Genomic DNA, 12,569 nt, shown 5'->3' on the forward strand with positions numbered 1-12,569 from the left:
GCGGGCGCGTCCCGACGCGTCCAGAACCGACTCTCTCGGAGGTCGCTCCATATGGATTACAACGACGGCAGCGGGGTCGGTGCGCTCATAGCGTTCTGGCTCATCCTCGCGCCCTTCCTCTTCCTGCTGGCGGTCGCCGGCTACGTCATCGGCTCGTGGTTCCTCATGAAGGTCTTCGACAAGGCCGGTGTGCAGGGCCGCTGGCGCGCATGGGTGCCCGTCTACAACTCGATGGTCGCAGCAAAGCTCGGTGATCTGTCGCCGTGGGTCATGCTGGGGGCGATTCTGATCGCCGCGTTCCTCGGCCAGATCCCCGTCATCGGCTGGATCCTGAGCCTCGTCGGTATCGCGGCCTGGGTCCTCTCCGGCTGGCGCATCGGCGCCAAGCTCGGCGCGTCGTGGGCGCTCCTGCTGCTGTGGCTCATCCCCGGCGTCGGCACCCTCATCTGGCTCGGCATCTTGGCGTTCGGCAGCTCGCGCTGGAACCCGAACATCACGCCGTCGCCGTGGCGCAACTCGTTCCTGAAGGACACCACCGTCTGGCAGGGGATCCCGGTGCAGCCCGACCAGGCGGGGGCACAGGCCGCTCCTGGCGTGCCCGGTTACGGTGCCCCCGCGGAGTACCAGCCCCCGGCCGGGTACACCCCGCCGCCGGCGCCGCCCGCCGGTTACACGCCGCCGCCCGCGCCCTCGGCTGCGCCTGCTGCTCCGGTGCCGCCTCCCGCCGCGCAGCCCCCGGTGACGCCGCCGCCCGCCGCCGAGCCTCCGGCCGCGCAGCCTCCGGCCGCCGCGCCGCCGGCGACTGAACCGCCGACCACCGAGCCGCCGGCGCCCGACGCGCCCAAGCCGTAGCATCGCTCGACAGCCCCTCGCCGCGTGGCGAGGGGCTGTCGCGTTCCGGCGGGGCGGCAGCATCCGTATCCGGGGATAGCGTGGACGCATGACCTCGACTGTTCCCCTGCGCCGGGTCGGCGCGTCCGGCCTCCTCGTCTCCGCCGTCGGCCTCGGCTGCAACAACTTCGGCCGCCCGGGCACCCGCACCGAGACGGTCGACGGCACGCGGGAGGTGCTGGACGCCGCCATCGACGCGGGGGTGACCTTCCTCGACACCGCCGACATGTACGGCGGCGACCCCGGCCAGTCCGAGACGCTCATGGGGGAGGCGCTCAAAGGCCGCCGCGACCAGGTCACGCTCGCGACCAAGTTCGGTCACCCCGGCCGCGACATGGGCTACCCGCCGTCGGGCGCGAAGGGCTCGCGGTCATACATCCGGCGTGCGGTCGAGGCATCCCTCACCCGCCTGCAGACCGAGTGGATCGACCTTTACCAGCTGCACGTGCCCGACAACGACACCCCGATGGAAGAGACGCTCGACGCACTGGCAGACCTCGTGCGTGAAGGCAAGGTGCGCTACATCGGGCACTCGAACTTCTCGGGCTGGCAGATCGCCGAGGGCCACTTCACCGCCCTCATGCGCCACAGCGTGCCGTTCGTCTCGTCGCAGAACGAGTACAGCCTGCTCGCGCGCGAAGCCGAGCGGAACGTGCTGCGGGCCGTCGAGCGCTACGGCCTCGGCTTCTTCCCCTACTTCCCGCTCCACAACGGACTTCTGACCGGCAAGTTCACGCGGGACGCCGCACCCGCTGACACCCGCATCATCCGTCAGCGGCGCCACATCTACGACGACGCGCCGTGGGATGCGCTCGAGGGGTACCAGGCCTTCTGCGACGAGCGGGGCGTCACGATGCTCGAGGCGACTTTCGGATGGCTGCTGTCGCGTCCGGCGATGTCGAGCGTGATCGCCGGTGCGACGACGCCCGACCAGGTGCGGGCGAACGCCGCGGCTGCCTCGGCGTGGACGCCGACGGCCGCGGATCTCGCGGTGATCGATGCGCTGTTCCCGCCGCCGGAGGCCGCGCTCTGACGCCTCACGACCGAGCGCCGGGGGAGTTCGCCGACGGCGTACGCCTCGGGTTGTCCAGGGTGACGACGCAGGCGTAGCGTCGCTATCCGTGCGGGGAGCGGACGACTCCGCGCGCCGGAAAGGACCGTCGTGCTCGGAAAGCTCCTGGTGCGGTATCTGAGTCCCGCGTGGCCGCTCATCGTCGCGGTGGTCGTCTTCCAGCTGGCCCAGTCGATCGCGTCGCTCTGGCTGCCGACGCTCAACGCGGACATCATCGACAACGGCGTCGTCACCGGCGACATCCCCTACATCTGGTCCACCGGCGGCGTCATGCTGATCGTGAGTCTGGTGCAGGTGGTGTGCGCGATCGTCGCGGTGTACTTCGGCTCGCGCCTGGCGATGGGAATGGGCCGCGAGCTGCGCGGCGACCTGTTCCATCGCGTCGTGGCGTTCTCGCAGCGCGAGGTGGGCCAGTTCGGGGCGCCGTCGCTCATCACCCGCAACACCAACGACGTCCAGCAGGTCCAGATGCTGGTGCAGGTGTCGGCGACGCTCATGATCTCGGCGCCCATGCTCGCGATCGGCGGCGTGATCATGGCGATCAGCCAGGATGTGGGCCTGTCGTGGCTCATGGCCGTCGCGATCCCGGTGCTGCTCATCATCGTCGGCCTGATCGTGTGGCGCATGGTGCCCGCCTTCACGCAGATGCAGAAGCGCATCGATCGGGTCAACCAGATCATGCGAGAGCAGCTGAGTGGCATCCGCGTCGTGCGCGCGTTCGTGCGCGAACCGCAGGAGCGGGCCCGATTCGAGCGCGCCAGTGACGATGTGAAGGCGACGGGGCTGCGCGCCGGCAACCTGATGGCGCTCATGTTCCCCGCCGTGATGCTGGTCATGAACGTCTCGAGCGTCGCGGTGATCTGGTTCGGCGCCTTCCAGGTGCAGAATAGCGGCGTCCAGATCGGCACGCTGTTCGCATTCCTCACCTACCTGATGCAGATCCTGATGGGCGTCATGATGGCGACCTTCATGTTCGTCATGATCCCGCGCGCCGCCGTGTGCGCGAACCGCATCGGCGAGGTGCTCGAGACCGAGCCGTCGGTGTCGCCGCCCCAGGCCGCGGCATCCGCTCCCGCTCCCACCGGCCGGATCGAGTTCGACCACGTCGATTTCGCCTACCCGGGCGCCGAGGACGCCGTGCTGCACGACCTCACCTTCGCGGTGGAGCCCGGTACCACGACGGCGGTCATCGGCTCGACGGGCTCCGGCAAGACGACGCTCATCAGCCTCGTGCCGCGGCTGTTCGACGTGACCGCCGGCAGCGTCAGGGTCGACGGCGTCGACGTGCGCGACTACGATCCCGACGAGCTCTGGACGCGCGTGGGGCTGGTGCCGCAGCGCGCATTCCTGTTCTCGGGCACGATCGCGTCGAACCTGCGGTACGGCGACCATGATGCGACCGAGGAGCAGCTCTGGACGGCGCTCGAACTCGCGCAGGCCGCCGAGTTCGTGCGGGCCATGCCCGAAGGGCTCGAGGCACCGGTCGCGCAGGGCGGCACGAATGTCTCGGGCGGGCAGCGCCAGCGCCTCGCGATCGCCCGCGCGCTGGTGAAACGGCCGGAGTCGTACATCTTCGACGACTCGTTCTCTGCCCTGGATCTGAGGACGGATGCCGCGCTGCGCCGCGCGCTCGATACGCACCTGCCCGACGCGACGCGGCTCGTCGTCGCACAGCGCGTCTCGACGATCCAGCACGCCGACCAGATCCTCGTGCTCGATCACGGACGCATCGTCGGCATCGGCACGCATGAAGACCTCGTCGAGACCAACGACACCTACCGGGAGATCGTCGAATCCCAGCTCGCGGCGGAGGCGGCGGCATGAGCGGCCCGGGGCGGACGCCGCAGCGGATGCCGATCGGGCGCGGCCCGATGGGGCAGGTGACGGGTGGCGAGAAGGCGCAGAACTTCGGTCCCAGTGCGAAGCGCCTGCTCGCGACCCTGCGCTCGGACACGCCGCGGTTGTCCATGGTCCTCGTGTTCAGCATCCTGTCCGTCACGCTCTCGGTGATCGGCCCCAAGCTGCTCGGCGAGGGCACGAACGTCGTGTTCGCGGGCTTCATCTCGCTGCAGATGCCGGCGGGCATGACCACGCAGCAGGTCGTCGACCAGCTCGTCGCGTCGGGAAACCAGGACCAGGCGAACATGATCGCCGCGATGGACTTCGTGCCCGGCGCCGGCGTCGACTTCGACCAGCTCGCCCGCATCCTGACGCTCGTGCTCCTCGTCTACGTGTTCTCGAGCCTCTTCGGGTGGCTGCAGGCGCGCATCCTCAACGGCGTGGTGCAGCGCGCGATGCATCGGCTGCGGTTGCAGGTCGAGGACAAGGTCCAGCGTCTTCCGCTGTCGTACTTCGACCGTGTACAGCGGGGCGAGCTGCTCAGCCGCGTCACGAACGACGTCGACAACATCGGGCAGACGATGCAGCAGACCCTGTCGCAGGTCGTCATCTCGCTGCTGACCGTGATCGGCGTGCTGACGATGATGTTCATCATCTCGCCGCTGCTGGCCGTCATCGCCCTCGTCACCATCCCGCTCACGATCCTCATCACGGTGCTCGTCGCCCGACGCTCGCAGAAGCTGTTCGTGCAGCAGTGGAAGACGACGGGGGTGCTCAACGCCCGCGTCGAGGAGACGTTCTCGGGCCACTCGGTCGTGAAGGTGTTCGGCCACCAGAAGGAGGTCGAGGCGGATTTCCGCACCGAGAACGACGAGCTGTACCGCTCGAGTTTCGGGGCGCAGTTCCTGTCGGGCGTGATCATGCCCGCGATGATGTTCATCGGCAACCTCGTCTACGTCGCGATCGCGGTCGTCGGCGGACTGCAGGTCGCTGCCGGGCTCATGTCCATCGGCGACGTGCAGGCGTTCATCCAGTACTCGCGCCAGTTCACGCAGCCCCTCAGCCAGCTGGGGTCCATGGCGAACCTGCTGCAGTCGGGTGTCGCCAGCGCCGAGCGCGTGTTCGAGCTGCTCGACGAGGAGGAGCAGACGCCGGACGACGACCCTGCCGAGACGGCACCGGAGTCGGCCAGCCGCCTCGAGTTCGAGGACGTCTCGTTCCGCTACGCGGCCGACAAGCCCCTCATCGACGGTCTCACCCTGGCGGCGCGGCCCGGGAGCACCGTTGCGATCGTCGGGCCCACCGGCGCCGGCAAGACGACGCTCGTGAACCTCATCATGCGCTTCTACGACGTCGACTCCGGCCGCATCGTGCTGGACGGCGTCGACACCCGCCGGATGACGCGCGACGACCTTCGCGCACGCACCGGGATGGTTCTGCAGGACACATGGCTGTTCGCCGGCACCATCCGCGAGAACATCGCGTACGGGCGGCCGGACGCGTCGGAGGAGGAGATCGTCGCCGCGGCGAAAGCGGCCTACGTGGACCGTTTCGTGCACGCGCTGCCCGACGGCTACGACACGATGCTCGACGACGATGCCACCAACCTCAGCGTGGGCGAGCGTCAGCTCATCACGATCGCGCGCGCGTTCCTCGCCGATCCGCGCATCCTCATCCTGGACGAGGCGACGTCGTCGGTCGACACCCGCACCGAGCTGCTCATCCAGCGCGCGATGTCGCGGCTGCGCGAGGACCGCACGGCGTTCGTGATCGCCCACCGGCTGTCGACGATCCGGGATGCCGACCTCATCCTCGTGATGGAGAACGGGGCGATCGTCGAGCAGGGGTCCCACGCCGAGCTGCTCGCGCAGAAGCGCGCCTACTGGCGTCTCTACAACGCGCAGTTCGAGGGTGCGGCCGAGGATGAGGGGCCGGTCGAGCTGCCGACGGTGCCGCAGCCGCCACCCCCGACGACCGCGCAGATCGTCGTCGACGCCCTCGCCGAGTCCGAAGACGCCGTCGAGTAACCCACTAGGATATGAGGACGCGGGGGCGAAGGGCTCCGGCGTATTCCGACGGGGAGGACAGGGCGTGCCCGAAGTTTCCACCCAGTCCCTCGCCGTCCCGGTTCCCGGTGGCCTGCTCGAGCTCTCTTGGGCCGCCGTGACCGACACCGGACGCCGTCGCGAGGTGAACCAGGACGCGATGTTCGCGTCGTATCCGCTGTTCGTCGTCGCCGACGGCATGGGCGGACACGTCGGGGGCGAGATCGCCAGTGCGAGCGCGATCGAGCGCCTTCGCGCGGTCGCCGACAGCGGCACGGTGACGCCGAAGACGATCGAGAAGGCGCTCGCGCGCGCGGTCAAGGACATCGCTTCCCACCCGGAAGCCACTGACGACGGGACGGGCACGACGGTGACCGGCGTGTTCCTCGACACGTCGGGGGATGCGCCGCACTGGGTCACGCTGAACATCGGCGACTCGCGCGTGTACCTCGTGCGCGACGGCGCGATCGTCCAGATCACCACCGACCACTCCGTCGTGCAGGAGCTCGTCGCAGCAGGACGACTGAGTCCCGAAGAGGCGGAGAACCACCCCTACGGCAACGTCATCACGCGCGCCGTGGGCCCGAGCGACGGAGTCACTCCCGACTACGTCCGGCTGGACGCGCTCGACGGCGACCGCTTCGTGATCTGCTCCGACGGGCTGACGAAAGAGCTCACCGACTACGGCATCCGCCACTTCCTCGAAGAGAACGCCGACCCGGGCGACGCGGCATCCGCCATGCTCGAGGCTGCGCTCGAGAACGGCGGGCGAGACAACATCACGATCATCGTGCTCGACGTGGGTCTGCCTGCCGACCGCGATTCCTCCACAGTCGGGGACTGACCCCGGCTCTCCACAGATCCGGGTCGCCGCGATCTGCGTCGCGCGGGCGCGCGCTGGACTGGGCGCATGCGTTCGCCCGTTCCTTCCACCTCCGCGACCGGAGCTGTGCTCGACGACGAGCCGCTCGCCCTCCCGGGCGCCTGGACTCCTCCTCCGCGCCCGCCGCTGCCGCTCGTGGCCGCGATCGTCCCGGTGGTCGGCGCCGTCGCGCTGTGGCTGGTCACCGGCTCGCTGTTCTCCCTCTGGTTCGCGCTCCTCGGTCCGCTGATCGCCGCGGCGACGATGCTCGACGCGCGTCGCGCCGCCCGCCGCGACGGCCGTCGCGCCGCGGCCGACGCGGTGCGGGCACGCGACGAGGTCGCTGCGGCGGTGGCGGCGCGACACGACGGCGAACGAGCGCAGCTGTGGGCGCGGCATCCCGATGTCGCCCGCCTCGTCACCAGAGAGGGCGAGATCTGGCGCGGCGGGCGCGACGCGCGACTCGTGATCGGCGAGGGCGAGCGCGCGAGCGTCGTCCGCGTGACCGGGGGAGACGGCGACCCGGATGCTGCGGAGCTGCGTCGCCGCGCAGCTCGCGTTTCGGGGGCGCCGGTGACGCTCCCGCTCGCCGCGGGCGTCGTGGTCGTCGGGGGCGAGACTCTCGCGACCGCCGCGCAACGGGCGCTCGTCCTGCAGGCGTGCCTCGCCTTCGCGCCGGACGAGCTGCGCATCGTCGGGCCGCTCGGGCGAGGCCTCGACTGGATGGAGGCACTGCCACACCGCGAAGGTCAGGGCGGATCGGCGCTGGCGATCGTCGGACCCGGCGGGCTGGTCCCCGCCGACGCGGATCTGGTGATCGCGCGGGGCCGTCCCGGCGAACCGCTGCCGCCGCGGTGCCAGGCGGTGCTCACGATCTCGTCCCCCGACGTCGCGCGGCTCGAGCACGCCGGCGAGGTCGTGCCGGTGCGCGTCGAGGCGATCTCCAGAGGTCAGGCGGAGGAGATCGCGGCCGAGCTCTCCGCGCGCGCCGAGCGCAGCCTCGGACTGCAGCGCGGGGCGCCTGAGCCGATCGCGCTGGCTCCGCTGCTGGCTGCCGTGCCCGCCATGTCGGGAGGGCTGGCTGCGGCGATCGGCGCGAGCCGCGGCGAGCCGGTGCTCGTCGACCTCGTCGCCGACGGACCTCACGCGGTGGTCGCGGGGGTCACCGGGTCCGGCAAGAGCGAGCTGCTCATCACGTGGATCCTCGCGCTCTGCGCGACGCGGTCGACCGATGAGGTGACCTTCCTGCTCGCGGACTTCAAGGGCGGAACCGCGTTCGACGGGCTGGCGGGGGTTCCGCACGTCAGCGGGGTCATCACCGACCTCGACGGCTCGGGTGCTCGCCGCGCGATCGAGAGCCTGCGGGCCGAGCTGCGCCGCCGTGAGGCCTCCATCGCCGCTGCGGGCGCCCGCGACATCGGCGATCCGCGTGTGCGGCTGCCTCGGCTCGTGGTGGTCGTCGACGAGCTCGCCGCCCTGTTGGGCGATCACCCCGAGCTGCACGGGCTCTTCGCAGATCTCGCGGCACGCGGCCGTGCCCTCGGCATCCATCTCATCCTCGGCACACAGCGGGCGGCGGGCGTGATCCGCGACAACCTGCTGGCGAACTGCCCGCTGCGGGTCAGCCTTCGCGTCACCGACGCGGCCGACAGTCGGGCGCTGCTGGGGACGGACGACGCCGCACGACTGCCCGGCGGGGTGTCGGGGCGCGGGACGGCGTTCGTCCGTCGCGCCGGCGACGCGAGCCCGCAGCAGGTGCGCATCGCGCTGTCCGGCCCGGACGATGTGGCGGCCGCCGCGCTGCGGATCGGGAACGGCACACCGAGCAGGCCCTGGCTGCCCGAGCTGCCGAGACTGCTGACCCTCGGCGAACTCATCGCGCGCCCGACGGCGGAGCCGGAGGCGCCTCCCGCAGGCACCGTGCTGCTCGGCCTCGCAGACGAACCGGAGCGACAGCGGCAGCCGGTGGCGTTCCTCGGCGGGTCCGACCGTGCACTGCTGGTAGTCGGCGGGCCGGCGTCCGGAGTGTCGAACGTGCTGGATCTCATCGCGGCGCAGTTGCGGGGGACGGCGCAACGCCTTCCGGCTCACCCCGAGGCACTGTGGGACGCCGTGGCCGCGCTCCACGAGGAGCTGCCGCGCCCCGGATCGGCCGTGCTCGTCGACGACCTCGACACGATCCCGCTGCGTCTGCCACCCGAGTACGCGCACGTCGTCATGGAGCGGATCGAGGGCCTCGTGCGCCGTGCCGGCGCCGCAGGGATGCTCGTGGTCGCGGGTGCACACCGGCTGAGCGGGCCGGTGTCACGCGTCGCCGAGCTCTTCCCGCGACGGCTCGTGCTGCCCTACCCCACGCGCGTCGACCACGCGTCTGCCGGGGCAGACCCTTCGACGTTCGACGCCGCTGCGCCCGCCGGGCGCGGCCGACTCGACGGGCGGACGCTCCAGCTCGCGATCGCGCCCCTCGCGCCCCGTGAACCGACCGTCCCCGACCCCGAATGGATGCCGCTCGCTCCGCTCACCGGCGTCGTGGCCCGCAGGTCGCCGGCGGGCCGGCGTGCGCTCGCCGCCTGGGAGGCGCACGGAGATCGGGTGCTCGCAGTGGACGACTACGTCGCGGATCCCGGTGCCGCTGCGACCGCGCGCCTGGTCGTGGTGGGGGAGCCAGACGACTGGCAGCGGCACTGGCGCCTGCTCGCCGATGTGCGGGGCGACCACGACCTCGTGATCGACACGTCGTGTGCGTCGGAGCTCCGTGTCCTCGCGGGATTCCGCGGGGTGCCGCCCTACTGCGAACCGGGTGCCGCGCGCGCGTGGCTCATCTCCGCCGGAGCCGACCCCGTCCGCATTGTCCTCCCATCATGAGATGTCCGGTCTGACCGTCGGGCGGACGCCTTGACCGGCGCTTCTCGCACGCCCTAACGTCGGCCTGTGGCTACAACCCCTATCGATCTGCAACGGCCTGAGGGCAAGGGACTCGCCGCGGGCACGCTGGGACTGTGGGGTTCCACCGTCATCGGCCTCGCGTCGACCGCGCCCGTCTACTCGCTGGTGGCGACCCTCGGGTTCGTCGTGCTGGCGGTCGGTGCGCAGGCGCCCATCGCGTTCGTCATCGCGTTCGTCCCGATGCTCTTCATCGCTTTCGCGTACCGCGAGCTCAACAGCGACGTCCCCGATTGCGGCACCACCTTCACGTGGGGCACCAAGGCCTTCGGCCCGTGGGTCGGCTGGTTGGGCGGATGGGGCGTCGCCGTCGCCGGCATGGTCGTGCTGGCGAACCTCGCGCAGATCGCGGGCATCTACTTCTGGGCGCTCGTGGATGGCGTCGTCGGCAACCCTGAGGACGCGCTGCTCGCCGACAACGTCCCGCTCGTGACCGCGACGGGGGTGGTGTTCATCGCGGCGATGACCTGGGTGAGCTGGCGGGGCGTCGAGATCGGCGAGCGCATCCAGAACGTGCTGCTGGCGATCCAGTACCTGGCTCTTGCGATCTTCGTGGTCGCGGCGCTGTGGCAGTTCTTCGCCGGCACCGCCCCGGACCCGACGCCGTTCGACTGGTCGTGGTTCAACCCGTTCGCGTTCACCGAGTGGAGCGGCTTCGTCGAGGCTGTCCTGCTGGCATTGTTCATCTACTGGGGCTGGGACACCTGCCTCGCCCTCAACGAGGAGACCAAGGATCCGAAGCGCATCCCGGGTCGCGCGGCGCTGTTGACGACGGTGATCCTCCTCTTCACCTACGTCGGCGTGACGGTGGCCGCGATGATGTACGCCGGCCTCGGCGAGACGGGCACGGGGCTGGGCAACGAGGCGAACGCGGACGACTTCTTCCTCGCCATCAAAGACGGCCTGCTCGGTCCGCTCGGGTGGGTCCTGGTGGTCGCGGTCATGATCTCGGCGATCTCGTCGACGCAGACCACGATCCTTCCGACGGCGCGCGGCACGCTCTCGATGGCCGCCTACAAGGCGTTGCCGCGCCGGTTCGCGACGGTGCATCCGCGCTACAAGACGCCGTCGTTCTCGACCCTGGTCATGGGTGTGGTCGCCATCGTCTACTACGTCGGCATGACCCTGATCAGCGACAACATCCTGCAGGACTCGATCCTGTCGCTGGGGCTCGCGATCGCCTTCTACTACGCCATCACCGGCTACGCCTGCGTGTGGTACTTCCGGCGGGAGCTGTTCAACAGCGCCAGGAACTTCTTCTACCGGTTCCTCTTCCCGCTGCTCGGATCGCTGATGCTGACCTACGCGTTCGTGCAATCGGCCATCGACATGTACGACGTCGACTACGGGTACACCGTTCTTCTCGGCATCGGTGGCACATTCGTCCTCGGCATCGGGTCGCTCGCGTTCGGCGTGCTGCTCATGCTTCTGTGGTTCCTGTTCCCCCGGGCGAAGGCGTTCTTCCGGGGCGAGAGCCTCAACCGCGACACGCCGGTGCTGGTCCCCGAGGACCCGGGCGACTACGCGAGGTCGATCGACGGCGGCCTCGCCTGAGCCGGCGGGCCGCCACCGCGCGGTGCCGGCGACGTCAGCGGCCCAGGTGCGCTCCGCAACCGATCTCGTAGGCCTCGCGCAGCCACGCGACGACCTCCTCGTCGAACTCGCTCTCGTCGGCGAGGCGGAACGGGCGCACGAACAAACGGCCATCGTGCCCGCGCAACAGCCCCGGACTTCCGCTGGAGCCCGGGGGCTGTCGAAGCAGGGAACGCCGTCAGACCAGGGCGGCGTCCAGCGGGGCGAGCTCGAGCTCGTGCGCGGTGGCCACCCCGGCATTGACCACGCGGCCACCCACGGTGTTCAGCCCGCTCGCCAGCGCGGCATCCGTTCGAAGCGCTTCCTTCCAGCCGCGTCGGGCGATCTGCCGGATGTAGGGGAGTGTGGCGTTGGTGAGCGCCGACGTCGAGGTGTTGGGCACCGCGCCCGGCATGTTCGCGACGCAATAGAAGATGCTGCCGTGCACCGGGAAGGTGGGGTCGGCGTGGGTCGTCGGGTGCGTGTCCTCGAAGCAGCCGCCCTGGTCGACGGCGATGTCGACGAGCACGGAGCCGGGGCGCATGCGCGAGACCATGTCGTTAGTGACGAGCTTCGGCGCTTTGGCGCCGGGGATCAGCACCGAGCCGATGACGAGATCCGAGGCGGTGACCGCCCGGTCGAGGTCGAGCGGGTTCGACGCGGCGGTCTTGACCCTGCCCTGGAAGTGGTCGTCGAGGTAGCGCAAACGCTGCACGTTGGTGTCGAACACCGTGACGTCCGCCCCCATGCCGACCGCGATCACGGCCGCGTTGGCGCCCGCGACGCCGCCGCCGATGACGGTGACGGCCGCGGGGCGCGTGCCCGGCACGCCCGACATGAGCAGCCCGAGGCCTCCCGCGGAGCGCATCAGCGTCGCGGCGCCGACGGTCGGGGCGAGACGCCCGGCGACCTCGCTCATCGGGGCGAGCAGCGGAAGCCCGCCGCCCGCCAACTGGACGGTCTCGTACGCGATCGCGGTCACGCCGTCGGCGACGAGGCGCTCGGTGAGCGGACGGTCCGCAGCGAGGTGCAGGTAGGTGAACAGGACGAGATCGTCGCGGAAGTAGCCGTACTCGCTCGCGATCGGCTCCTTGACCTTCAGGAGCAGCTCGGCGCGCGCCCACACCTCGGCGGCACCGTCGAGGAGCACCGCCCCCGCGTCGGCATACTCGGCATCCGGCATCGACGAGCCCTCGCCCGCCCCGCGCTGCACGAACACCTCATGGCCGGAGGCGACCAGGTCGTGCACGCCCGCGGGAGTGAGAGCGACCCGGTACTCGTTGTTCTTCACCTCGGTGGGGACGCTGATCCGCATCGTGTGATCCTTTCCGCTCCGCCGTTGGAG

At 70.5% G+C, this 12,569-nt stretch carries 8 protein-coding genes; 7 read left to right on the plus strand and 1 reads right to left on the minus strand.

Annotated features, from left to right (window positions below):
- The first annotated feature begins 51 nt into the window (after positions 1–51).
- From MRBLWH3_RS09580 to MRBLWH3_RS09610, 7 genes are all read left to right on the plus strand, one after another.
- On the plus strand, positions 52–852 hold the full coding sequence (locus tag MRBLWH3_RS09580) for a large exoprotein (protein ID WP_363431036.1): 801 nt from the start codon (positions 52–54) through the stop codon (positions 850–852).
- An 88-nt stretch (positions 853–940) separates the two neighbouring features.
- A complete protein-coding gene (locus MRBLWH3_RS09585; RefSeq protein WP_363431038.1) occupies positions 941–1,924 on the plus strand; it encodes an aldo/keto reductase in 984 nt (327 codons plus the stop codon).
- Between the two features lie 129 nt (positions 1,925–2,053).
- Entirely contained in the window at positions 2,054–3,787 is a 1,734-nt protein-coding gene (locus MRBLWH3_RS09590) for an ABC transporter ATP-binding protein (protein ID WP_363431041.1), read from the plus strand.
- Positions 3,784–5,829: an ABC transporter ATP-binding protein gene (locus MRBLWH3_RS09595; protein ID WP_414685341.1), complete on the plus strand. Its 2,046-nt coding sequence runs from the start codon at positions 3,784–3,786 to the stop codon at positions 5,827–5,829. Before MRBLWH3_RS09590 ends, MRBLWH3_RS09595 begins: the two co-directional genes overlap by 4 nt.
- A 64-nt stretch (positions 5,830–5,893) precedes the next feature.
- A complete protein-coding gene (locus MRBLWH3_RS09600) occupies positions 5,894–6,691 on the plus strand; it encodes a PP2C family protein-serine/threonine phosphatase (protein ID WP_363431043.1) in 798 nt (265 codons plus the stop codon).
- 66 nt (positions 6,692–6,757) lie between these two features.
- A complete protein-coding gene (locus MRBLWH3_RS09605; protein ID WP_363431045.1) occupies positions 6,758–9,574 on the plus strand; it encodes an FtsK/SpoIIIE domain-containing protein in 2,817 nt (938 codons plus the stop codon).
- A gap of 66 nt (positions 9,575–9,640) precedes the next feature.
- Positions 9,641–11,206 carry an APC family permease gene (locus tag MRBLWH3_RS09610; protein ID WP_363431047.1) on the plus strand — a complete coding sequence of 522 codons (1,566 nt, stop codon included), beginning with the start codon at positions 9,641–9,643 and terminating at the stop codon, positions 11,204–11,206.
- A 217-nt stretch (positions 11,207–11,423) separates the two neighbouring features.
- Here the strand turns inward: MRBLWH3_RS09610 and ald are convergent, their stop codons facing one another.
- Positions 11,424–12,539 (minus strand): alanine dehydrogenase, encoded by a 1,116-nt coding sequence (ald, locus tag MRBLWH3_RS09615; RefSeq protein ID WP_363431050.1) that lies wholly within the window; start codon positions 12,537–12,539, stop codon positions 11,424–11,426.
- Positions 12,540–12,569 lie beyond the last annotated feature (30 nt).

This window comes from Microbacterium sp. LWH3-1.2, assembly GCF_040675855.1.
Classification (GTDB): domain Bacteria; phylum Actinomycetota; class Actinomycetes; order Actinomycetales; family Microbacteriaceae; genus Microbacterium.